21 protein-coding genes and 1 tRNA gene are annotated in these 23,803 nt (G+C 48.1%); 15 read left to right on the plus strand and 7 right to left on the minus strand.

Features of this window, described 5'->3' with window-relative positions:
* Window positions 1–12: 12 nt before the first annotated feature.
* Genes sufB through NG78_RS03105 form a run of 7 tightly spaced genes read left to right on the plus strand, consistent with a single transcriptional unit; the run spans window position 13 to window position 7,017 of the window.
* Window positions 13–1,551 carry a Fe-S cluster assembly protein SufB gene (gene sufB, locus NG78_RS03135; RefSeq protein WP_004134459.1) on the plus strand — a complete coding sequence of 513 codons (1,539 nt, stop codon included), beginning with the start codon at window positions 13–15 and terminating at the stop codon, window positions 1,549–1,551.
* On the plus strand, window positions 1,551–2,798 hold the full coding sequence (gene sufD / locus NG78_RS03130; RefSeq protein ID WP_004134461.1) for a Fe-S cluster assembly protein SufD: 1,248 nt from the start codon (window positions 1,551–1,553) through the stop codon (window positions 2,796–2,798). Before sufB ends, sufD begins: the two co-directional genes overlap by 1 nt.
* A 9-nt stretch (window positions 2,799–2,807) precedes the next feature.
* Window positions 2,808–3,584, plus strand: a complete 777-nt coding sequence (gene sufC / locus NG78_RS03125) for a Fe-S cluster assembly ATPase SufC (RefSeq protein WP_004110671.1) — start codon at window positions 2,808–2,810, stop codon at window positions 3,582–3,584.
* Window positions 3,585–3,637: 53 nt separating this feature from the next.
* The gene (locus tag NG78_RS03120) at window positions 3,638–5,014 is read left to right on the plus strand and encodes a SufS family cysteine desulfurase (RefSeq protein ID WP_004134471.1); all 1,377 of its coding nucleotides are present in this window, start codon (window positions 3,638–3,640) and stop codon (window positions 5,012–5,014) included.
* 57 nt (window positions 5,015–5,071) lie between these two features.
* Window positions 5,072–5,809 carry a Fe-S cluster assembly sulfur transfer protein SufU gene (gene sufU / locus NG78_RS03115; RefSeq protein WP_004134475.1) on the plus strand — a complete coding sequence of 246 codons (738 nt, stop codon included), beginning with the start codon at window positions 5,072–5,074 and terminating at the stop codon, window positions 5,807–5,809.
* Window positions 5,810–5,844: 35 nt separating this feature from the next.
* A complete protein-coding gene (locus NG78_RS03110; protein WP_004128816.1) occupies window positions 5,845–6,297 on the plus strand; it encodes a metal-sulfur cluster assembly factor in 453 nt (150 codons plus the stop codon).
* A 57-nt stretch (window positions 6,298–6,354) separates the two neighbouring features.
* Window positions 6,355–7,017, plus strand: a complete 663-nt coding sequence (locus tag NG78_RS03105; RefSeq protein ID WP_004134477.1) for an HAD family hydrolase — start codon at window positions 6,355–6,357, stop codon at window positions 7,015–7,017.
* 185 nt (window positions 7,018–7,202) lie between these two features.
* Here the strand turns inward: NG78_RS03105 and NG78_RS03100 are convergent, their stop codons facing one another.
* From NG78_RS03100 to NG78_RS03090, 3 genes are all read right to left on the minus strand, one after another.
* Entirely contained in the window at window positions 7,203–7,865 is a 663-nt protein-coding gene (locus NG78_RS03100; RefSeq protein WP_329503157.1) for a DUF4125 family protein, read from the minus strand.
* Window positions 7,862–9,826 (minus strand): DUF4037 domain-containing protein, encoded by a 1,965-nt coding sequence (locus NG78_RS03095; protein ID WP_004134479.1) that lies wholly within the window; start codon window positions 9,824–9,826, stop codon window positions 7,862–7,864. Before NG78_RS03095 ends, NG78_RS03100 begins: the two co-directional genes overlap by 4 nt.
* Window positions 9,827–10,092: 266 nt before the next feature.
* A tRNA-Pro gene (locus tag NG78_RS03090) sits at window positions 10,093–10,166 on the minus strand.
* A 513-nt stretch (window positions 10,167–10,679) separates the two neighbouring features.
* Here NG78_RS03090 and lysS point away from each other — a divergent pair.
* Together lysS and NG78_RS03080 are read left to right on the plus strand one after the other, a co-directional pair.
* Entirely contained in the window at window positions 10,680–12,365 is a 1,686-nt protein-coding gene (lysS, locus tag NG78_RS03085; protein ID WP_004134480.1) for a lysine--tRNA ligase, read from the plus strand.
* A gap of 216 nt (window positions 12,366–12,581) precedes the next feature.
* A complete protein-coding gene (locus NG78_RS03080; RefSeq protein ID WP_004128801.1) occupies window positions 12,582–13,322 on the plus strand; it encodes a phosphoglyceromutase in 741 nt (246 codons plus the stop codon).
* 471 nt (window positions 13,323–13,793) lie between these two features.
* On the opposite strand, the gene phoU is transcribed toward NG78_RS03080, so the two are convergent.
* Window positions 13,794–14,474 (minus strand): phosphate signaling complex protein PhoU, encoded by a 681-nt coding sequence (phoU, locus tag NG78_RS03075; protein ID WP_004134481.1) that lies wholly within the window; start codon window positions 14,472–14,474, stop codon window positions 13,794–13,796.
* Window positions 14,475–14,636: 162 nt separating this feature from the next.
* On the opposite strand from phoU, the gene NG78_RS03070 reads away from it, so the two are divergent.
* A complete protein-coding gene (locus NG78_RS03070) occupies window positions 14,637–15,944 on the plus strand; it encodes a sensor histidine kinase (protein WP_004134482.1) in 1,308 nt (435 codons plus the stop codon).
* A gap of 33 nt (window positions 15,945–15,977) precedes the next feature.
* Here NG78_RS03070 and NG78_RS03065 read toward each other — a convergent pair whose 3' ends face one another.
* Window positions 15,978–16,232 carry a DUF2530 domain-containing protein gene (locus NG78_RS03065; protein WP_004134483.1) on the minus strand — a complete coding sequence of 85 codons (255 nt, stop codon included), beginning with the start codon at window positions 16,230–16,232 and terminating at the stop codon, window positions 15,978–15,980.
* Between the two features lie 233 nt (window positions 16,233–16,465).
* On the opposite strand from NG78_RS03065, the gene NG78_RS03060 reads away from it, so the two are divergent.
* The 3 genes from NG78_RS03060 (at window position 16,466) to NG78_RS03050 (ending at window position 19,814) form a co-directional block, all read left to right on the plus strand.
* Window positions 16,466–17,743 carry a CHAP domain-containing protein gene (locus NG78_RS03060; protein ID WP_004134485.1) on the plus strand — a complete coding sequence of 426 codons (1,278 nt, stop codon included), beginning with the start codon at window positions 16,466–16,468 and terminating at the stop codon, window positions 17,741–17,743.
* A gap of 135 nt (window positions 17,744–17,878) precedes the next feature.
* On the plus strand, window positions 17,879–18,595 hold the full coding sequence (locus tag NG78_RS03055; protein WP_004134487.1) for a C40 family peptidase: 717 nt from the start codon (window positions 17,879–17,881) through the stop codon (window positions 18,593–18,595).
* 193 nt (window positions 18,596–18,788) lie between these two features.
* Entirely contained in the window at window positions 18,789–19,814 is a 1,026-nt protein-coding gene (locus NG78_RS03050; protein ID WP_004134489.1) for a universal stress protein, read from the plus strand.
* A gap of 333 nt (window positions 19,815–20,147) precedes the next feature.
* On the opposite strand, the gene NG78_RS03045 is transcribed toward NG78_RS03050, so the two are convergent.
* Both NG78_RS03045 and NG78_RS03040 read right to left on the minus strand, forming a co-directional pair.
* Window positions 20,148–21,422, minus strand: a complete 1,275-nt coding sequence (locus tag NG78_RS03045; protein WP_050543421.1) for a glycosyltransferase — start codon at window positions 21,420–21,422, stop codon at window positions 20,148–20,150.
* A 198-nt stretch (window positions 21,423–21,620) separates the two neighbouring features.
* A complete protein-coding gene (locus NG78_RS03040; protein ID WP_004134491.1) occupies window positions 21,621–22,040 on the minus strand; it encodes an OsmC family protein in 420 nt (139 codons plus the stop codon).
* A 97-nt stretch (window positions 22,041–22,137) separates the two neighbouring features.
* Between NG78_RS03040 and NG78_RS03035 the strand changes: the two genes are divergently transcribed.
* Both NG78_RS03035 and NG78_RS03030 read left to right on the plus strand, forming a co-directional pair.
* Window positions 22,138–23,010, plus strand: a complete 873-nt coding sequence (locus tag NG78_RS03035; protein WP_004134493.1) for a thymidylate synthase — start codon at window positions 22,138–22,140, stop codon at window positions 23,008–23,010.
* A 56-nt stretch (window positions 23,011–23,066) separates the two neighbouring features.
* Window positions 23,067–23,732, plus strand: coding sequence for a dihydrofolate reductase (locus NG78_RS03030; RefSeq protein ID WP_004134495.1), 666 nt, complete (start codon window positions 23,067–23,069; stop codon window positions 23,730–23,732).
* The last annotated feature ends 71 nt before the right edge of the window (window positions 23,733–23,803 follow it).

Below are 23,803 nucleotides of genomic sequence, written 5' to 3' on the forward strand. Positions count from 1 at the left end.
TGCTATAAGCGTATGAGCGATACTAGCAATATTAGTCATACAAGCGTTGCAGCAAGCGATGGAAATCCCGCAAAAAATAAAGCTGCAGACGTTGAAATGAGCCAGTATGTGGCAGGTCGCGCTCGCGTAAACGAAGAGAAAATCCGCCAAGACGAGCAGATTGTTGCTGAATTTGGCGATTACAATTACGGCTGGCACGATTCGGACGCTGCAGGCGAGGCTGCAAAAAAAGGCATTGACGAGTCGGTTGTTCGCGCAATTTCTGCCGATAAAAACGAGCCGGAGTGGATGCTAAATCTTCGTTTGCAAGGCTACCGCGCGTTTTTGCAAAAGCCGATGCCGGATTGGGGCGTGGATTTAAGCGGTTTTGACGCTGACGATTTTAAATACTACGTGCGCCCGGTTCACGATCAAGCAAAAACTTGGGACGATTTGCCGGAAGATATTCGCAAAACTTACGATCGCTTAGGAATTCCGGAAGCGGAGAAAAAGCGCTTAGTTTCAGGCGTTGCAGCACAGTACGAGTCGGAAGTTATTTACAATTCGATTCGCGAAGACTTGGCAGCTCAAGGCGTGATTTTTGTTGATACGGATACGGCAGTGCAAAAGTATCCGGAGTTGGTAAAAAAGTATTTTGCAACCGTGATCCCAGTTGACGACAACAAGTTTGCTGCTCTTAACACCGCGGCTTGGAGTGGCGGCTCGTTTGTGTACGTTCCAAAAGGCGTGCACGTGGATATTCCGCTTCAAGCTTACTTCCGCATTAATACGCCGAACATGGGTCAGTTTGAGCGCACGCTTATTATTGCAGACGAAGGCTCTTACGTGCATTACGTTGAAGGTTGCACGGCTCCAATTTATTCCACAGATTCGCTTCACGCTGCAAACGTTGAAATCGTTGTAGAAAAGCATGCTCGCGTGCGTTACACAACAGTGCAAAACTGGTCGAATAATGTGTACAACTTGGTAACTCAGCGAGCCTACGTGCGCGAGGGCGGCACAATGGAGTGGGTTGACGGCAACATCGGCTCCAAAGCTACTATGAAGTATCCTGCTTGTATTCTTGCCGAGCCTTACGCAAAAGCTGAGACTATGTCTTTGAGCTTTGCTGGCCGCGGACAATACCAAGATACTGGTGCGAAGATGATTCATTTAGCTCCTCACACAAGTTCTACGATTGTTGCTAAGTCTATTTCGCGCGGCGGCGGTCGCTCAGCTTACCGCGGTCTTGTGAAGATTATTAAAGGCGCGAGCGGCTCTAGTTCTTCGGTTGTGTGCGATGCTTTGCTTGTTGACGATTTTTCCAGGTCCGACACTTATCCGCATGTTGACGTGCGCGAAGATGACGTTTCGATGGCTCACGAGGCCACTGTTTCCAAGGTTTCCGAAGATCAGCTTTTCTACTTGATGAGCCGCGGACTTGAAGAAAAAGAGGCTATGGGCATGATTGTGCGCGGATTCGTGGAGCCGATTAGCCGTGAGCTTCCAATGGAGTACGCGCTTGAGCTTAACCGCTTAGTTGAGTTGCAAATGGAAGGATCCGTTGGCTGATGAGCGAAGATTTAAATAAGAATTTAGGCAATAAAATGACGGAAAAAGAAATTACTATTCCTGTAGCAGACCCTAATGATCCGTATGCGGTTCCTGCTGCAATGCCTTCTAGCGCCGACAAATCCGTGCGCTCGTTCAATGTGGAAGATTTTGCGATTCCAACGCGCAAGCAGGAAGATTGGCGATACACTCCAGTTGAGCGAATTTCCGAGTTTTTTGAGCGTTTCGAGCCGTCTAATAGTATTCAAGTAACGCTTGAAGGCGTTGGTGGAGCTGCATTAGATGATTCTTACGTTGGCGGCGACGGTTCTGTAAGTTTGCAAGTAAAGCCGCAAAACGAGGCTCCTCATACCGACATGAAGCCGTCTGATCGCGTGGCTGCAGTCGCATGGAATGCAGCGAAACAAGCGCACGTACTTCACGTATCTGGCGAAATCAAAAAGCCAATCGTGCTTAAAATTCAGGGTAATAATGTTAATATGCTTGACGCGCTGCACTTAGTAATCGAAGCAGACCCGCGCGTAAACGCTGATATTATTATCGAACATACAGGAATCGCGAAACTTGCAGAAGGCGTGGAAATCATCCTCGGAAAGCACGCGCACGTTTCTACTACATTTATTCAAGAGTGGGATTCTGGAAGCAAGCACGTTGGAAATCAGCGTATTCACGTTGGTGAGGGAGCTTCGCTTCGCCACACGATGGTCACTCTTGGTGGAGATGTTGTGCGAATTCGCATGGATCAGGATTTTGGTGGCGAGCAGGGTGATTTGAACATGCTCGGCATGTATTTTGTGGATCCTGGCGAGCATGTTGAGCACCGCACGATGGTTGTGCATAATTATCCAGAATGCAAGTCCAGAGTAGTGTACAAGGGCGCTTTGGAAGGAAAGGGCGCGCATTCAACTTGGGTTGGAAACGCGCTTATTAAGCCGGAAGCTCCTGGCACAGATTCGTACGAGTTGAACCGTAATTTGGTGCTCACTCCTGGCGCAATCGCCGATTCTGAGCCGAATTTGGAAATTGAAAACGGCAATATTATTGGCGCGGGTCACGCAAGTTCGGTTGGTAGATTTGACGACGAAGAGCTTTTCTACCTGCAGTCTCGCGGAATTAGTGAGATTGAGGCTCGAAAGCTTGTTGTGCGCGGATTCTTTAACGAGCTGATTGAAGAAATTGGCGTTCCGGAAATTGTTGATCACTTAATGAAGGCGATTGAGCGCCGTCTTGCAAGAACGGAAGAATAGGAGAAAATTATGTCAACTTTGGAAATTAAGGATTTGTACGCTTCTGTAGAAACAAAAGAAGGTCGCAAGCAAATCTTAAAAGGCGTAAATCTTACAGTTAATTCTGGCGAAACGCACGCAATTATGGGTCCTAACGGATCTGGAAAGTCTACTCTTGCCTACACTTTGGCAGGTCACCCAAAGTATGAAGTCGATTCCGGCCAAGTGCTTTTAGACGGCGAAGATATTTTGAAAATGACTCCTGACGAGCGCGCAAAAGCCGGATTATTCCTAGCAATGCAATACCCAGTAGAAGTACCGGGCGTGTCTATGACGAACTTCCTTCGCACTGCAAAAACAGAAGTCGAAGGAAAAGCTCCATCTTTAAGAAGCTGGGTGAAAGAACTTAGCGAGGCTATGAAAAAGCTTCGAATGGATCCAAAATTTGCGTCGCGTTCCGTAAACGAAGGCTTTTCTGGCGGCGAAAAGAAGCGCGCGGAAGTTTTGCAATTAGAGCTTTTGAAACCAAAGTTTGCAATTTTGGACGAAACTGATTCCGGACTAGACGTTGACGCGCTTCGAATCGTGTCGGAAGGCGTGAATCGCGCCAAAGAAAACACCGGTTTGGGCATTATGATGGTTACGCATTACACGCGAATCCTCAAGTATATTAAGCCGGATATTGTGCACGTTTTTGCGCAAGGTCACTTTGTGAAGACTGCAGGGCCGGAGCTTGCGGACGAGCTGGAAGAAGAAGGCTACGACAAGTATTTGCCGGAAGGTGCAACCGAGTCGGCGCTGGCTTAAGCGCTACTTAACTAACGGCTTAGAATATGACTACAGTGACTGAAGAAAATATTATGCGAGAATTTAGCGATTTGCGCTCGCAGTTTCCGATTTTGCGTCGCACAGTTCACGGCACTTCGCTTTACGACACTGTGCACGGAAAACGCTTGATTTACTTGGATTCTGCAGCAACTTCGCAAAAGCCGCAAGTTGTAATCGACGCCGAAAAAGAGTTTTACGAAACAATTAACGCAGGAGTTCACAGGGGAGCGCACGAGTTGGCGGCGCTTTCCACGGTTGCGTTCGAAGAAGCGCGTGCGAAAGTTGCGCGGCTGGTTGGAGCGTGCGCGGATGCTGGGCGCGAAGAAATTGTTGTTACTCCGGGCGCGACCGGTGCGCTTAATCTTCTTGCAACTGCTATTGGCAACGCTAGTGCGAAGGCAAGGATTTGCAAAAAAGATAGTGCTGATTTGGCTGGTAGCGATTCTGCCGATTCTGCCGATTCTGTTATTTCTAAGCGTGATTTCCGCCAAAATTTTGCTCTTCGAGAAGGCGATGTAATAGTCGTATCTCGCGCAGATCATCACTCTGTTTTGCTGCCATTCCAAGAGCTGGCTCTTCGCACGGGAGCGGAGCTTCGTTGGATTGACGTAACAGAAGACGGCCGCGTGCGCACGGACGCGGATTATTTGCGAACAATTATTGACGAGCGCACGAAAATCGTTGCAGTTACGCATATTAGCAACGTTACTGGCGCTATTACGGATGTTTCGCCGATTTGCAAGCGCGCTCACGAAGTCGGGGCGATTTTTGTGCTCGACGCATGCCAGTCAGTGCCGCATATTCCAGTTGATCTTCACGCTTTAAACGTTGATTTTGCAGCCTTTAGTGCGCATAAAATGTATGGACCTACGGGAGTTGGATTCTTGTATGGTCGCCGCGAGCTTTTGAATGCGCTTCCGCCGGCCAATTTTGGCGGTTCAATGGTGGAGCTTGCGTGGCTTAACAAGCCGGCGCAATACATGGATGCGCCTTACCGTTTTGAGGCTGGAACTCAGCCGGTTGCGCAAATGGTTGCGGCCGGCGTTGCGGCGGATTGGCTGCGCGCGGTGGGCATGAATAAAGTTGCAGAGCATGAGCAGGAAATTGCTGCAGAATTGCTAAAATTGCAAGACGTTCCGGGCGTTCGCATTTTGGGGCCGACTGATTTAGAGAATCGAATTGGCACGGTTGCTTTTGAAGTTGAAGGCGTGCATCCGCATGACGTTGGCCAGTTTTTGGATGCTCAGGGCATTGCGATTCGCGTTGGGCATCATTGCGCTCAGCCGATTCACCGTCATTTTGGCGTGTACGCTTCAAACCGCGCTTCCGTTGGTGTTTACAACACAATTGACGAAGCTCAAGCGCTTGTTGAAGCCGTTTCCCACGTTCGCGCCTACTTTGGCGCATAATATTGTTAGCGAGCGAGTTGGATAGTTAGCGAGTTAGGAAGTAGGTAAGGAGTGCGTATGTTTGATATAGGTTTTGGTGCGGGCGCTGGTTTTGGTGCAGGTGCTGGTTTTTCAGATGCGGCTGGTGACGGCTTGGAAAGCATGTATCAAGAAGTGATTTTGGATGCTGCGCGAAATCCGCATGGCAAAACTCATTTTGAAAGCACGGATGCGCTCGCAAAAGCGGAGCTGCAGGAAGAATCTCAAGAATCTACTGAATCTGCTGAAAATACAGAAAATACAGAATCTCAAGAATCTGCCGAAAATACAGAATCTGCCGAAATCACCCTAAATAATACTCACGAAAGTTGCGCTGTAGCAATCTTTGCAGAAAACTCTGCTTTAGGTCAATCGCACCAATTCAACCCAACTTGCGGCGACGAAGTAACAATGCGCGTGGAGCTTTCAAATATCGCAAATAATAACGAAACCCCAGTAATTTCAAGCGTTAAGTGGGATGGTCACGGCTGCTCAATTTCGCAAGCAAGCCTTTCAATGATGGTTGATTTGGTCGAAGGAAAGTCGGTTGACGAAGCCTTGCGATTAGACGCGCTTTTCCACAAACTTATGGAATCTCGCGGCGAAGGTCTTAAAAACGAAGATGAGGAAGATGCGCTGGAAGACGCAATGGTTTTGCAAGGTGTATCGCGATACCCAATGCGAATTAAGTGCGCGCTTTTGGCGTGGGAAGGCCTAAAAGACAGCATTGCAAAAGCTTCACAAAACTTGAATTCGCAAATTCTTGGCAGCTTGTAAAATCGAAATTTGGTACAAGCAAAGCAAGGAATATTATGGAAGAAAATAAATCGGCTGTTGAGGTGGCGGCGTCGACACCTTTAAGCGCGAACGATATTGGCAGGGTTACCGAAGAAGATATTAAGGAAGCGCTTCACGATGTTGTCGATCCGGAATTGGGCATTGATGTTGTTGATTTAGGCCTAGTTTATGGCATTGAAATTGACGAGCTGGGTCGCGCGATTCTTACAATGACGCTTACAACTCCGGCTTGCCCGCTTACTGATTTGATTGAGGACGAGTGTGCGAATGCGCTCGCAGGTTTGGTGGAAGAGTTTCGCATTGATTGGACGTGGAAGCCGCGCTGGAGCGTTGAAAACATTAATGAAGACGGTCGCGCGCAGCTTGAGGCGCTTGGCTACAATCTCAACAGTTTGCAGGCGAACTTTGCGGCTGGAATGTATGGTTCTGGGGTAGTTGGGGGCGCTGGTATTCCGCCAACCGCGTGAGTATTTGGTTAACTTGCCGTTTTGTTTTGATAGCAACGTACTAAACAAGTGGGAATTATGGGCGCTGAAATAAAAGCAGTTAGTGCAAGCGGAGTCTGTGATATTCGCGATATAAATAGTGTGCGCGAAATAAGTGATGTGCGCGAAAATAGTATTCGCAAGTATGCTTCGCGCGAAATTTCCGACGTTGTTTTCGATTTGAATCTGCTGGTGGATTGGGATGCGCGCCGCACTCTGGCCGCGGATTACCCGGATTTTATTGGGGAAGTGCTTTTTAGTTTCGAGCCTGAATGGGGATTTGAGTTTCACGAGTCTTTGCGCGAGGCTGGGTGGAGCTGCGATCAGGCGTTGAATTCGTTTGATGAGCATCACGGCCCTGCGGTTACGTGGCTGTATCGCTTGTATTTTGAGCGTTTTGAGCGCGGTTTTGCAGGCGAGCGCGCGGATGCTTCTGCCGTGGCGCGCGAGTTGATTGCGAACGGCGTGCGCGTGTGGGCGTTGGGTAATGCTTCTTGCGATTGGCTTTGCTGCGCGCGCAAAACTTGCCCAATACTTGGCGAGCTTAACGGCGTTTGTGCATCTTATGAATTGCATTTGCGCAAACCCGACGTAATGCTTTACCGCGCGTTTTTGCAACAAGCTGGTCTTTCCGCTTCCTCCACGCTTTTCCTCGAAGGCGACTCTCACGCCGCTTCTGCAGCGTCGCTGCTCTATTCTTAAGCTGCATCTTAAGCTGCATCTTAATCTGCGCGAGTGTCTCAAAAACAGCAAAATGAGGCCCTAGTGCAGTAACCAATCTGCGTTAGTGTCTGAAGAACGCAATTAAGAGGCCCTAACGCAGAAACTGTGCTGCGTTAGTGTCTTAAAACTACCGATTAGGGACACTCGCGCAGTACTCAAGCAGGTTATTGCGCGCGCTCTGCCGCTTCGAGCGAATCGTAGCCATACATGCGCACAGTATTCGCGATTATCATTTGCGTAAGATTTAGATTTTCCGTGCGCAAGTTATTTACAAAACGCTGGTATTTTGCGAAAGTTGCGTCAGAATACGTGCTTAATTCGCCTCGCAAATACGTTTCAAAAGACGTATTTTCTGCCGTATCCTCGCTAGTTTTAAGCACGCGCATTGCAAGACCCAAATGCGGGTAGCGATTGCGAAAATCCGCAGCCCACTCAACTTGCACTGAAATAATCTGCTCCTGCGCGCTTTTTCTAGGCTCCAAAATCGGCTTAATATAAGGCTTAATCGTGCGCTCAAAAATTTCCGGCGCAGTCGACTCCATCATTCGCGCATACTTTTCCGTAATCAAATTGCGGCCGTCGCTATTCGCGCGCTCAAGATCCTGCTTATAAGACTCCTGCAAATCCAGCGGCCACGCCAAAAACTGACTCATGCGCATAATGCGGAAAGTTGGCCAGTTTCCTTGACAATTCGCGCGTCCGCCCTCGTTTTCTGTAAGCTGGAACTGATTCCACTCGAGTTGGGTGATTTCTTCCGCAAGCTTTTCTGATATTGGATTTTGCGCTTTCTGATTTTGCGCTTTCGTTGCCAATAAATCACACATCATAAGCTCCTTAAGCACGAAGCGCGCGAATTAATATGCGCTTCAACGTACGGCCGCTGCCATTCCAAAAAAGTTTCGCCGCAATCGCTTAAGCCCTCGTATTGCAACTCGCGCACAATATCCTCGCAAATACTGTCAATTATTTGCGTAACTTGCTTTTGCGCAATTCCCGCTCCTTTGCCGCCTTCGCCAAAACCGTCGCCTCCGGAGCCGTCGCCACCAAAGCATGCAGCGGAAGAAAGTCGCATTAACGACTCAAGTTTGCCGCACGCTTCCGGAAGCCTAGAGGCCATGCGATTGCTGAGCTTTCGCAATGCCGCAAACTGCCACTTGTAGTAAGGCAAGTAGCCTGCGGTTACGGGATTGTTGAGTAGAAAAACGAGGGAAGCGGTTGCGCGCACGAATTCGTTTATAGAAAGCCACGCGGCGGATGCGTCTTTGCGCGCAATCATGCGTGGGAAATTGTATTGGCCGGCTTGCGAAATCATGCCAAGTCTTCTGGAGATTAGTGAGATTCGCACGTCGTCCGGCATGAGTTTGAAGCTTTGGCGCGCCTTTGAGAACTCGCCAAGAGGATCCGCGAAAATTTTGCCGTTCGTCGCTGCTGCAAGCGTTGACTCGCTTAATGAGAGCCATAAGTGCGGCTCGTTTGCGGCCGGGGCAGTGGGGAAGCCGGTTAGATTTTCGAAAAATTCGCTTATGCGAAATACTCCGACGCGCTTGCTGCTTTCGCATGATTTGGCGCGCGGCGTTTCGTTGCGAGATTCAAAACCGGCGTATTTTCGCGGAAGTGCGTCGTAAGCGTCTTGCAAATCCGCGCCGATTTCCGCGTAATCTTCGTCGGTAAGCCACAAGCAGAAGCCCGGTCCAAAATCGTGGTCGCGCGAAATCTCGTCGTCAAAACCGTAGCATTCCGAACCGTGGCCAACTAATCCTGCTGCAATGCGATTTTTGTACCTCGTGAATTTTGGCTGATCAAGTAACGGCTTTCCGTAAGTTTGCCAGTATGATTGCGCTAGTTGCATGCCGGTTGTTATGTGCGGGGTTGGCGATTGTGGGGTAGGTAATTCGCGCTTTGCTGATTCATGAATTTCTATAGATTCTTCCGTAACTTTTTCTGCTAACTTACGCGTCTGCCGCAAATTTTCCGCAGTAATCGCGTAAGATTCGCTATCTTTTCCGTAGCATTCTGCAATCAAATCAAGCGCTTTACTATAACTTTCCGCCGCCTGAGCGTACTCGCCGCGCGCGCACTGAACCTGCGCAAAACCTGCCAAAGCAGAAGCGTAGTGCGGCTGATTCTCGTTATTTCCCGCAATATACATGCGAACGCTGGTCGAAGCGTGCTTAAAAGCAGCGTTAAGACTATCAGATTTGCTATTTGTGCTTTCGCTAGGCTTAGCGCACTCATGCAGCATCGCAAGCGCAATATTCGTGTGCGTGGCTGCAATATCAATGTCGCGATCAGGATCCGTGCTAGTATTCTGCAAAATCTCAAGCGCCTGATTAAGCTCCTCAATTGCCTCACTCGTGCGACCGGTTTCGCTATAAAGCATCGAAAGATTGTTGTGAAGCGCTGCAAGCTTGCGATTCTTGGCGCCGAGCGTTGCGGCGGATTCGTTAAGAGCCTGAGTGTAAATTTTTTCGGCGCGATCGTAGTAGCCAGCCGCGCGAAGGCTTGTGGCAGCGTTAATAAGCGTGGTTGTGCCTGCTTCCGTGCCAGCTATGCGCATGGAATCGGCCAGATTTAGAGCGCGATTGATAATTGGCTGATTTTTTGCGTGTTCGCCGCGCGAACGGTAAAATCCCATCAACTCGTTTAACACAGATAGTTGCAATGCTTGAGCGTTTGCTTCCTGCGTTTCGGCAAGTTTTCGCAAAAGGTACGATTCAATTGCCTCCGCGCCCGCATGATTCGCGAACATTTCGTCAAGCTCGCTATAAAATTGCGCAGCGTTCTGCATCAAAGCCCCCTTGCTATCGCCCTCGTGCTCCAAATCGACTTTAACTTTACATTCTTGCAAAGAAAATAACGTAATCTAGTCTAAAAACGACAGAAACTTTACAGCAGTGTAAAGGAAATAACGGTATCTCGCCCAATACCGATTTTTTCTTTACAGAGATGTATAGAAAATAACTGAATAGTGCTGAAAGGTGACAGAAACTTTACAGCGTTGTATAGGAAATGTCGGAATTTGTGTGTGTGGATTGTGATGTGGGAAACCAAAAGTCGGGCTGGCGGGATTTGAACCCGCGGCCTCTTCGTCCCGAACGAAGCGCGCTACCAAACTGCGCTACAGCCCGATGTCGATTGTGCTGATTAAGAAACAGCTTTGCGATTACTTGCGCCGCACGCGTCTCGTATTTTCGTACGTCACGCACTTAGCGCTTCACGCACGTCTCGCAACACTTCGACAACTCGGTTATACTAGCGTAAACTTTCTACAAATCAGCAATGTGTGTCGCTTCCAAGCATCTCTCTCAGTTTTTCGAAAAATTTTTATAAAAAATTTTTATAAAAATTCGCTTGTGTCATTTTGCGGCTGCATTCACTATGCATTCGCCCTGCGCGCGCAGAGAGCACGCCGCAATATTTGCAAAATTATCCTACTTTTCGTAAATAATTTTGTATATCTTAATAAAATAATAAAAATTTTTACTAAAAAAGCATTTTTCTTTCGAAAACAGAAAAATATAAATATTTCTACAAAAACTAACGTTTTCTGCAAAAATGGTCGCCCGAATCAAGCTAATAGCGTAATAAAACGTACTCAAAACCCTTACATCTGTATTACCTACTGGCTACAATTAGCGTTTATGACTGACACCAATACTGCAATGTCTGCCGCGCAAAACGCCGCAGAAAACGAAGCAAAAGATACCACCACAGATATCGCCAACGAAATCGACACCGTTGAGCACGCCGAAATGCTGCTCGCGCAAGACGAGGCAATCGCCAAGCGCGTAAACGAAGGCGCAACTCTGGACGAAGCAATCGACCCAAGCAATAAAGAGTTTGGTCCGCTTGCGCACCCGGAGCAGGTGCAGATGCGCGTTGCTAAGCGTGCGATGCTTCTTAAGGAAGGCGTGCAGCCTTACCCGGTGCATCTTAACGTTACGGATACTATCGAGCAGGTTCGTAAGCAGTTCGACGGCAAGCTTGAAGCCGGCGAAGAAACCGATACCGAGGTTGGTATTGCAGGTCGCGTGCTTTTCTTGCGTAACGCTGGCGGCTTGTGCTTCGTTAAGCTTTCTGCCGGTGACGGCACTACGATTCAGGCCATGGTTTCCAAGAAGGAAATTGGTGAGGAGTCCATTAAAAGCTTTAAGCAGATGGTTGATTTGGGCGACCACCTTTACGTTCGCGGTCGCGTGATTTCTTCTAAGACCGGCGAGCTTTCCGTTTTTGCAACCGAGTGGGCGATTGCAGCTAAGGCTTTGCAGCCGCTTCCTGCTTTGCACAAGGAATTAAGCGACGATACTCGCACGCGCAAGCCATATATTGGCATGATTGCGGACGAGAAGATTCGCGATATGGTTCGCAGGCGTTCTCACGCTGTGGCTTCTCTTCGCCGCACTTTTGACGCTCACGACTTCTTGGAAGTTGAAACCCCAATGTTGCAGACGGTTCACGGCGGCGCTGCTGCTCGTCCGTTCACAACTCATATGAACGCTTTTGACATTGATCTTTATTTGCGTATTGCTCCAGAACTTTTCTTGAAGCGCTGCTTGGTTGGTGGCATTGACCGCGTGTTTGAAATCAACCGCGACTTTAGAAACGAAGGCGTGGACGCAACTCACGCCCCAGAGTTTACAATGCTCGAAGCCTACCAGGCTTACGGCACTTATGATACGATTGGCGCTCTTACTAAGGAGCTGATTCAGAAGGCTGCTATCGACGCTTTCGGCTCTACCAAGGTGACTTTGCTTAACGGCGAAGAGTACGATTTTGGCGGAGAGTGGAAGCAGATTACAATGTACGGCTCGCTTTCCGAAGCTTTGGGCGAGGAGATTACGCCGGAAACTTCCGTTGAGCATTTGGGTGCGATTGCAGACAAGCTTGGCGTTGAGCGCGACGACGTGGAGAATCACGGCAAGTTGGTTGAGCACTTGTGGGAGCACTTCTACGAGGATAAGCTTTACGAGCCAACCTTTGTGCGCGACTTCCCGGTTGAGACCAGCCCGCTTGTTAAGGGTCACCGCACGAAGCCTGGCATGGTTGAAAAGTGGGATTTGTACGTGCGCGGCTTTGAGCTTGCAACCGGCTATTCCGAGCTTAACGATCCTGTTGTGCAGCGCGAGCGTTTTGTGGCTCAGGCTAAGGATGCTTTGGCTGGCGATGTTGAGGCTATGGATATTGACGAGGACTTCATTGAGGCTCTAGGCGTTGGTATGCCTCCTGCTGGCGGCATGGGCATGGGTATTGATCGCTTGCTGATTGCTCTTACGGGCGCTACTATTCGCGAGACGATTACATTCCCACTTGTGAAGCCTCTTCGCTAGTTGGTAAATTTTAAGGGATATAAAGCCGTTGGATGTTGTTTAGCATTCGGCGGCTTTTTTGTATGCGATGAGGTTGCTGCGTAGTGCTCCAAACATGAGAGCATCGTCTCGCGTTTGGAGGGTTTGGTGTGGTGTATCGCTCCAAACGCGCGCGACTTTTCTCACATTTGGAGCGTTTAGGTCTGTCGTCGTAAGGCGTGAATAAACTAGGCAATTATGACATACAAATTAGTATTGCTCCGACATGGTCAGAGCGCATGGAATAAGACCAATCAGTTCACTGGTTGGGTTGATGTACCGCTGACTGAGCAGGGTGTTGAGGAAGCTAAGCATGGTGGCGAGCTTCTTAAGGAGAAGAACGTTCTTCCAGACATCGTGTTCACTTCTTTGCTTCGTCGCGCTATCAACACCGCGAATTACGCGCTTGATGCCGCCGACCGCCTTTGGATTCCAGTTCGCCGCAGCTGGCGTTTGAACGAGCGTCACTATGGCGCTTTGCAAGGCAAGAACAAGTCTGAGATTCGTCAGGAATATGGCGATGAAAAGTTCATGATTTGGCGTCGTTCTTACGCAACTCCACCTCCTGAGATCGATCCAAACGACGAGTATTCTCAGACTAACGATCCTCGTTACGCAGGCGATCCAGTTCCAGAAACTGAGGCTTTGGCAAATGTTGTAACTCGCGTAACTCCTTACTGGGAGTCGGATATTATTCCTGAGCTTAAGTCTGGCAAGACTGTAATGATTGCAGCTCACGGCAACAGCTTGCGCGCAATCGTTAAGATGCTCGACGGTTTGAGCGAGGAAGAGATTTCCAAGGTGAATATTCCAACCGCTATTCCGCTGCTTTACGAATTGGATGAAAACTTCAAGCCAATCAAGCCTCGCGGTGAGTATTTGGATCCAGAAGCTGCTGCTGCTGGCGCTGCCGCTGTGGCTGCTCAGGGCCAGAAGTGAGCTTAAGTCGATCTTAAGTCGAGCTTAGTTAAGACTTAGGAAGGCTTAGTTAATACTTAGCGAAAAATTAAAAAGAAAATTTAAGAAAATATTATAAAAGTACTTGCGTAATATTAAATAGCATCGTATACTTATAAATATCTTCTTTCTAATTTCTCTATCGGGTGAATTTGTTGCGTATTGCAAATTCACCCGTTTCTTTTTTGTTTACGATTGAGCGTATCCGCAATATTCTAGGAATTTTTATACGCCCCCCCCCCTAATGAGTATTGAATGAATAATAATTTAGTTTTTAGATATGGGGGATTGAGGCTGCTACTAAATATAGTGGTATTGCATTGTATAAATATTAATCTTGCATAGTTAATATACGCTGCTTATATTCACAGCTTAATCCGCGCCACTTAACGCGCCACTTAACGCACAACACAACGCACAACTTAACGCACGCTCAACGCGCCAAAATCACCGCTACGCAATCACAGTGTCTTTATCTGGCTCAGGCTTCTTTGTTGGATCAAATCCCGAAACAATAAACACAATCTGCCTTGCAACAGCAACGCTGTGGTCGCCAATGCGCTCAATAAAGCGGCTCAGCAGCACAACGTCAATCAGCTGCCTGCGCGTGCCGTGCCAATTTTCACCTTCAACAAGCGCAAAAATCTCCTCATGCAGCTTGTCTAGCGCGTCATCTCCAGCAATAATGGTTTCCGCCATTTTTACGTCGCGATTAGCAACCATGGTAGTTAATCGCCCTGAAAGCTCATGCAAAAAGTCAATCATCGCAACAATTGTTTCGCGCGCTTCTTGAGGAATAGCGGACTCTGGCCAAGTTCGCCTAGTGATTTGCGCAATATGACTAGTTAAATCGCCCATGCGCTCGAAAGTTGCCGCCAAACGCATAGTAGCCACAACTTCGCGCAAGTCCGTTGCAACAGGGTTTTGGCGCGCGAGCAAAGTTAAGCACTGATCAATAGTGCTGGCTTCCAAAGCGTCTAAATCTGCGTCTTTGTCAATAACTGTCTGCGCAGATTCCAAATCCGCGTTCACAAGCGCGCTTCCCGCGTCGTTCATAGCTTTCGACACAAGTTCCGCCATGCGTTCGAGGTTTGCAGATACGGCCTTCATTTCTTCGTTGAAAATCACTCGCATGGTGCATCCTTTCGTTGTTGCAATAAGCTTTATGCGTGCATAATTTCTAATTATAGACGACGCTAGTAACGAAGCGACCAAAACTTTACAGCGCTGTAAAGTTTATGCCGCTTTTTATTTGCGGAAGTTACCAAAGTGCGCAAAATATGAGATTATAATAGTATGCCTGATTCTTCAGCCGTAGTGTTTATTGCGTTTGGCGTGCTCTCGCTTTGCGTTGTGCTTGCGTTATGCGTTTTTGCGCTGGATTGGTTCTCGCCGTTGTGGCGTTTTTTGGTGCGCGCGTTTAAAAGATTTAATATTGCGCGCGGCTTAACTTCTAATACTGCTTACGATTCTTACGATTCTTTCGATTCCGATTTAGATTCAAATCTCAACTCAAATCTCAACTCAGGCCGCGAATCCGAAAATCTTGCCGATTTAGACGACTTAAGTTCGGACGCGTCTCAAGTTTTGGCAATGCTGAACATGCCTACTGTTGTAATCGACTCCGAAAATGACGTTATTCGCGCAAGTTCCGAAGCTTATTTGCTGGGCGTTGTTATTGACGATTCGCTCTGCCAGCCGCGCGTGCTTCAAGCGGTTAATTCCGTTCGTGCTTCCGGTGGATTTGAGCGTCTTTCTTTGGTTACTTCAACTCCGGAGCGTTATAAAATTGCGGATAATTCCGAAGAATCTACTACGATTTCGCGCCCAAACTGGCTAAATATTACAGCAGGTAGCGTTGGCGGCGGCATGGTTGTGTTGATTATTGAGGACACGAGTGCAGCTCACCGTTTTGCGCAAACTCGAGACGACTTTATTGCAAACGTTTCTGATCAGCTAATAAATTCCACGCGCAGCTTAACTCAGCTTACTAAAGTTTTGCAGGAAGCTAACGTTTCTACGCAAAAAGTTAAGGAAATAGCGAAAATCGCAAATAAATCTTCCACAAAACTTGAGCATATGCTTGAAGATTTACTGTGGCTTGTTCGTGCGCAAAATCCTATTGACGTAAATGCGTCTAAATTGCTGTCGGTTGCAGATTTGCTTGAGTCGGTTAAAAATCAGACTGACTCTTTTGCTCAGAATTGCGGCGTTTTGCTTAAGATAAAGGCCGATTCTTCTTTGCGCGTGCGCGGTGACGGAGATCAGATTAAAGCCGCGATTCGTAAGTTGATTGAAAACGCGATTACGTATTCGCCGGAAAATGCTACGGTTTCAATATCTGCCGCGCCTTCTTCGGATGGTCGTTACGCTGTAATTCGCGTGGTTGACAGGGGCGTTGGCATTGATTTAGAAGATCAGTCGCGCATTTTTGAGCGTTTTTACCGTGCGCAAAATCAGAATAATAAAAGTCAGGATGGCGTTGGCTTGGGGCTTGCAATTGCTAAGCATGTGGCACTTACGCATCACGGAAATATTACATTGTGGAGCAGGCCGGGGCAGGGGACTACAGTTAGTTTTGCTGTGCCGATTGCGAATAATTAAGTCCAGTGAATAATTAAGTCCAGTGAATATAAGCTATTTTCCGAGCCGGCGATAATCCCAGCGGTCAAAATGCTCCCAAATTAAAAGCAGAATGCCAATAATCATTCCGCTTGCGCAAACTAGCGCAGGAAACCAAGTAGTAATATGCAAAAACGCAATAATAAACGTAACTACTGTTGCAATAATCCACGCTATCGTACCTATAGAAAAAACCTTGCGTAAATCGACGCGAAGTGGCTTTGGCGCGGGCTTTCTGGCGTCTGGATTAACTATAGGTGCTAATTTCATACTCTAACCATACAACTGAGTCGAGTCTAAAAAATTATGCAGCGCGATTAAGTGCGCTATTACGCTTGCTATTACGTACGATATTGCGCACAAGATTGCAATAAGTGTTTCCTACATCCGCGCCACGTTGTAATCTTAAATAGCTGTGTCGGTGGAAGGCGTGCGTTGGGTGTCGCTAAATCCACAATGTTCACAGCATTTACAGGCAAAGTTTACGTAAGAAAGTGATTCGTATGAAGCGTGCTGCACATGGTGCTCCGAAGGCAAAGGGGCGTAGCTATTCGCCGCTTTCGCTTTTTGTAGCACAGCATGGTGAGCATGGTGCGCATGGTTCGCACAGTGAGCATACTTCTTCGTGTACTTCTTCGCATGATTCTTCGCATAGCCCTCGCACTTCGCGCGGAGCTCACAGCCTTCATGGCGCGCGTTCTTACCAAACTAATCGCAATAGTGAGCGTTTAACTGCGCTCGCAGCAAGCAATGGTGCTGTTGTTGAGGTTTCGGATGCTGTTGCCGAGCGTTTGCAAGAGATTATGCCGCAAAGCCGTCGCGAAATCAGGTTGTCTAGGCTTGCTAATGAGCGTCGTCGCCGCTTGCTTATTTCAACTTCTATGCTTGCTATGATTGGCGCTGTTGCGGCAACTATGTCGCTTACAAAAATTAATACTTTTGATTCTCGCGTAGCCGAGCTTGAGCATGGCATAACTAGCGTGGACGATTCTTCGGCTTTGAACGTGTCTCGCTCTAGCCAGCGCACTTCGCTTGATTCGCCAGATTCTATGGATGCAATCAATAACGCTGTTGACGCTATTGAAAACGCTAGTGGCTCAGACTCCGGCGATGCTTCACATGCAGCTCATGCAGCACATGCTGCACACGCTGATTATTCTGCAAATGCTAATAATTCCGGCGCTTATGCTTCTTCGGGAATTTCCGGCGTTTTGGGTATTTCAACTGCAAGAAACGCAGCAAATTCGCATCCTGGAACCGCTTCTGTAACGTCTTCTAAGTCGGATTCTTGGAAGCTGGGCGCGGATTCTAGCTTTAATATTGCTGAAATGTCTCGTTCTGCTGCAGATAATCCGCAAGTCGCTTTGCTTATGGATAAAGACTTTGACGTATTGCCAAAGGGCTTTAATCCAAATCATGCAACTGGAGATACCGGTAACGCGTATGAGTTCAGCCAGTGCACTTGGTGGGTGTATGTGCGTCGTCATCAGCTTGGTTTGCCTGTTGGCTCGCATTTTGGCAACGGAAATATGTGGGCTGATTCCGCACGCGGACTCGGTTATTGGGTTGATCGCACGCCTCGCCACGTTGGAGATGTTATGGTTTTCCGCGCTGGTCAGGCTGGTTCGGATCCGTTCTACGGGCATGTTGCAATTGTTGAGAAGATTAATCCAGACGGTTCGATTGAAACCTCGGAATCTGGCGCTTCTTTGCACGGAAAAACATTCTCTCGTAAGTTTGATGCAAAGCAGCTTTCTCAGTATCAATTCATTCACTACTAAAGTATTGATTGCCAATCTTTGCGGCTAATCTTTGCTGCCAATCTTTATTATTTATCTATTGCTAATCGCTTATAAAAAGCGCGGAATTATGCGCCAAACTCGCATGTAACAGCGTAGTGTTAAACTTCTAAAAGTATGTTAAATCACAGTAAGATTTTTTCAGTTATTGCATCAGCAGTCACTGCAGCTTCAATGCTTGCTGTTATGGCTCCAATGGCCATGGCAGAGTCTTCGCATGTGTCAGAGCAGGCGGCTGTTACTTCAACGCGCTCATTCCCAAAGATGTCGAGCGTGCGCCGAGATCTTTTGACTGAATCTACCTCTACTGATGTAGATTCCAACTCCCATTGGGGTGGAATTGAAAGCTTAAACGTTCCTCAAACTAAAACTCCTAGCGAACTTGCCGCCGCTGCCGCGCGAAACGCTTATGAAGCTGCAGCAAGCCGTTCTGAGTACCGTGGTGGCGTTCAGCCTGTTCAGCAGGCTAATATTGTGCCGCCAAACGGTAAGTCTGTTGAGGCTTTGCTTAATTTCGCTACGCAATTCTTAGGTAAGGTTCCGTATCGCAGTGGCGGTACAACTCCTGCTGGTTGGGATTGCTCCGGCTTTGTGCAGTACGTTTTTGCGGCTGTTGGCGTTTCTTTGCCTCGTACTTCTGGTGCGCAGGCAACTGTTGGAACTCCAATCCCAAGCCTTGATCAAGCTCAGCCGGGCGATATTATTGCCAACGGTCAGCATGCTTCTATTTATGTTGGTAACGGAATGGTAATTAATTCCCAGCTTGCCGGCACTAAGTACGACCCAATCCGCTACGTTTTCCCTGCTGGATACTCTATTCGTCGCGTTCTGTAGTTATATATATATCTCTCGTCCTGTAGTTATATATCTCGTCTTGTAATTGTATTGCGTTTTGCGAGTATATATCGTCTTGTGAGTATATATCGCAAAACTTGCGCGCAATCAATCTAAAATTACGCTACAATAGTAAATACGTTTGCGCACGAGTGACGCTGCTGCCACAAGTGCCTGTATGAGGAGGTTGGTGATGATTCCCGAAAAAGCTGTTCTGGTTGGAGTTGATGGCTCTCACGCGAGTTATAAGGCAGTTTGGTGGGCGGCAAACTACGCAAAACATGCAGGCTTGCAGTTGCAAATTGTTTGCGCGTATTCTTTGCCGAGCTATGCGGCCGTTTCGTTTGATGCTACTTATACTGCGATTGGTGACGACAACGCGGCTCATCACGATGCGCAAGAAATTCTTTCAAAAGCCAAGGCTGTGGCGCTCGAGCAGGGCGTTGACGCAACTACTCTGATTGTTACTGGAGACCCTTCGTCGGTTTTCGTGGAGCTTTCGCGAAATTATCAGCTTATTGTGATTGGTAACCGCGGTAAAGGCGGCTTGGCGGAGCGTCTGCTTGGAACAACTAGCTCTTCGCTGCCGGCGTACGCGTACTGCCCGATTGTGGTTGTGCCTTACACAGACGACGATGGTCAGCGAATCCACTTAAATAACACGATTTCGCGAGTGGCTGTTGGTTCGGACGAATCGAAGTGGGGTCTTAAAGCGCTGGAAATTGCCGCTAATTTGGCAGATAGCTGGAATGCTGAGCTGGATGTTATTTCCGCGGTTCCAAGCGTGCAGGGCGCTGAGGGAGACACTGCAGTTATGGGATCTTATATGGAAGATCTTGAGGAGCGCGTGAAGCCGATTTTGCAGCGTTTGCCGGATTTGAAGATTCACCGAACTGTTGTGCCTGGCTCTGCTGTTGATGCGCTAACTCAGGCGAGCTTGAATCATGATCTTGTGGTTGTTGGTTCGCGCGGACGCGGCGGTTTTACTGGACTTTTGCTTGGTTCGATTAGTCAGGGCTTGCTGCAGCATTCTTCGAGGCCTGTGTACGTTGTTCCAAGAAAGTATGTGGAATTTACTGCGGCTCAGGTTGCGGCTGCTCAAAAGCAGAGCGAGAATGCGTCTATTGACGATATTTCTGGCGTGCATGAGGTTGATGTTCCAAAGGCTGGGGCAGAAGCGGCCAAGGAGATTGAGCAGACGATCGATCCGCTGCGTTAATACAACGGCCTGCTTGAGCACTGAATTACTAGCGTTGACTTGCTTTCTGCGCGAGTGTCTCATTTTGCCCATTTTGTGACACTGGTGCAGATGAGTTACTGCGTTATTGTCTATGTTTGGTTGTTTTCGGACATTAGTGCAGATTGCGTACTGCGTTAGGGTCTCATTTTGCTTATTTTGGGACATTCGTGCAGTACTATTACTGCGCGCGTGTCTGAAGACCGGCGTAGTGAAACATTTGCCGTGCATTTTTACTGGCGTTTGTTGTCGGTTTTGCCGAAGCTGACCACATTTGCCGGGGATTTTACCCCACATTTGGAGCGCGCAGGTTGTCTAGTCTTGCGGCTCTTTAGAGTCCGCCTCAGTATTCTCGCGCTTTTTTAGCATAAAACGCGCGCGTCTTGCATCTCGCTTCGCCTTCTTTTCGGCGAGATCTTTCTTATTCATCTCAATTGCGCGCTCGTAAATCTTAAGCAGCTCAAGCGCTTGGCTCTTAAAATCGTTATTCTTCGAATACTCGAGCACGTTTGCCTTAAGCTGAGCCTGCTCAGCCTCGCTCATATTCAAAACCTTGCTAAAAACTGCCTTAAAATCTTCGCGAGTATCCCACTGATACCCGTTTTGGCCGCTAATAATCTGGTTTTCGTTCGGCACATCGTGCTTCACAAGCGCAAACAGTCCGGAAGCCATTGCTTCGAGCATAGAAAGCGAGTGCATTTCGGAAAGCGAGGCGGTGGTGTAGTAGTCCATCGCGTGCAAATACTTCGGAATTTCCGTGTGTGAAATCGGCCCAAGCAGGCAAATCCTATCGTCAAAACCGTTGTCTGCCACGCGCTTTCGCAGGTCTTCCAAATCCGGGCCGCCGCCAATCACAAATAATCGCGCTTTTTCGCGAGGAAAATCGCAATACATAAAGTTGTCAATAAGCTCAGAAATATTTTTCTCTGCACCAATTCTTCCTACGAAAACGAAAAGCTTAGTCGAATCCGAAACGCCGTATTTTTCGCGGAAAGATTTACGGAAGGCAAGTCGTTCAGGCGTTGGCAAAAACTGCTTGTATTCCACGGCATTGTTGAGCACAACAACTTTTTTATCTACCTTCTGACGGTCAATATAAGCCTGCGCTTTAGCCGACATACTCGTAATAATTGTGGCATTTTTCGAGAATCGCATAAAATATTTCGCCGAAAGGTTGCGCGAAAACTCAGTAAAATGCTTCAAACCAATATAAAACAGGAATTTATCGTATTCAGTGTGAAGCGTGTAAATAACAGGAATATGCTCTTTTTTCGCAACTTCCAAGCCGATTTCGCCAATTCCAAACTCGTTTTGAATATGAATAACGTCCGGCTTAAATTTAAGCGGCAGCTGCTTTCGCATGTGACCAATCGGAAGCGCCACGCGGTATTTGTAAAGCTTTTTTAGCAAGATTCCAGGAACATAGACGACGCCGTCTTCAAGCTTGGTTTTGCGCTGTTTTTCGGAGCCGACCGTGACCACAAGCACCTCGTGACCAAGCTCTTCGTACATTTTTTTGAGCATGTAGGACTGTGTTGCAACGCCATTTATGTACGGTGGATACGTTTCGGTAAAAATAGCGATTTTCAAAGTTTCCTCCGGTTGCATACATGCATGCGTAGCGTCAATATTGCGCAAGTATCTTGTGTACTCAATTCGTGTACTCAATTGTGTATTCAATTGTGCCACATGTGGTGAATTTTAGGGTGATTTTGGGGTGATTTTTCGCCTTTTCAGCGAGATTTTAGTGCAACTTTAGCGAGATTTTCGTACGATTTTTGGCTTATTCTAGCGGCGAACCGTAACGTTTACGCTTACTTTCGCCCCATTTTCGAGCGTATGCTTAACCGTGCAACCCCTGGAAATATGACGTTCCATGCGCTCTTTAAGCGCGGCCGCATCTTCCTCGCTTAGCGCAGGTTTTGAAGAAGTCGCGTCTAGCGTAACGTCTTCTTGAAAACGCAAGTACGTGCCTTCTTCCGCGTCATACGTGCCATTTACCACAACGCGCGCGCCAGCACCCTCGCCAACCGCCTGCTCAGCCGCGTACTGGCTGCTAAGCGCGGTGCAGCCGGCTAAAGCAATCTGCATCAGCTCAACTGGATTGAACATTCCTTCGCCGCGGCCAAACTTAAGGCTTGCACCGTCGTCGCTGTGTGCTTCCCAAGTGCCGTCTTCTGTGCGCTCAACCCATAATCTTCTAGACATTTTTGCTCCTTTGCTACTGTTTGTTCTAACTATTTTACGCTAGATTGTTACCGCCACGACAGCACGATTCTTACCGTGCAATTGTTACCATTGAATCATGGCTTTAACAGAAGAAGAACTCGCCGCAATTCGCGCGCGCATCCCGCAAAAACCGCTTTCCAGCATCCCAACTCCTTACGAGGATTTAGTGCGAAAAATCCTTACGGAAGGCACTTTAAAATCAGATCGCACCGGCACTGGCACAATCTCACTTTTTGGCCAGCAAATCCGCTTCGATATTAGTAAATACTTCCCGCTTATCACCACAAAAACCGTGTTTTTCAAAGGACTTGCGTACGAGTTGCTTTGGTTCCTTAAAGGTTCGAGCAATGTGCGTTGGTTGCAAGAAAACGGCGTTCACATCTGGGACGAGTGGGCGGATGAAAACGGCGATTTAGGCCCTGTTTACGGCGTGCAGTGGAGGAGTTGGCCGGCTCCTACGGCGGAAAATCCAAACCGCACAATCGACCAAATCGAAAACGTTCTGGATCTTATGAAGAATCACCCAGATTCTCGCCGAATGATTGTTAGCGCTTGGAATCCTGCGGAAGTTGAGCATATGGCATTGCCGCCTTGCCACTCGCTTTTCCAGTTCTACGTTGCCGACGGCAAGCTTTCGTGCCAGCTTTACCAGCGTTCTTGCGATATGTTCCTCGGCGTGCCGTTTAACATTGCGTCCTACTCGCTTTTGACGATGATGATGGCTCAGCAGGCAGGTTTGGAGCCGGGCGAGTTCGTGTGGACGGGCGGCGACTGCCATATTTACGACAATCACGTTGAGCAGGTGCTTGAGCAGCTTTCGCGCGAGCCATACCCGTATCCGCAGCTTGAAATTCGTAAGGCGGATTCGATTTTTGACTACGATTACAACGATTTTAAGGTTGTTGATTACAAGCATCATCCGACGATTAAAGCGCCGGTTGCGGTGTGATAATTGCGAATTATTTTGCTTGATTTTTGGCTTTGATTTAGCTTTTAGGGGGCGAAATGGAAAGTAGCGTAAGTGCGCTGAATAATTTCCCGGTGCGACTGATTTGGGGCGAGGCTTTCGGTTTAGACGGAAAGCCCGGTGCGATGGGAGTGAACGGCGGCATGCCGTGGCGACTTTCCCCAGATTTGCGCTATTTTAAGGCGATGACAATCGGCTGCCCTGTGATTATGGGCCGCGGTACGTGGGATGCAACGCCGCCGAAATTCCGTCCGCTGCCGGGTCGCGAAAATATTGTGGTGACTCATAAGCCGGATTTTGTGGCAGATGGCGCTCGGAGTTTTACTAGCATTGATGCGGCTTTGGATTACGCGCGCGAATGGCTGGAAAATAAGGAAGCGCTGGAAAATAAGGAAAGCGCATCTCTAGACGCATCTCAAGATTCTCCTCAAGATTTGCCTCAAGACGGCTCCGCAATCTGGGTTATTGGCGGCGCTGCGATTTTGCGCGAAATGCTCGCGAATTATCACGCGGACGCGGCTTACGTTACGCAAATCGAAGCTAAAGTTGCAGCGGACACGTTTGCTCCGAATGTTCATGAGCTAGTTGATGCAGGAAAATGGCGTGTTGCGCGCGAAGGCGAGTTTGAGGAAGCGCCGCTTAAAGTTGGAAGCGAAAGCAATCCTGCGCGATACCGGTTTATGGTATATGAGCCTGTGCAGTAAACGAAATCGCAAAATAAAAAATCGCAAAATAAACGAAATTGCAAAATAAACGAGACAGCAAAATAAACGAG

The sequence above is a fragment of the Gardnerella greenwoodii 00703Dmash genome, assembly GCF_000263635.1.
GTDB lineage: Bacteria > Actinomycetota > Actinomycetes > Actinomycetales > Bifidobacteriaceae > Bifidobacterium > Bifidobacterium greenwoodii.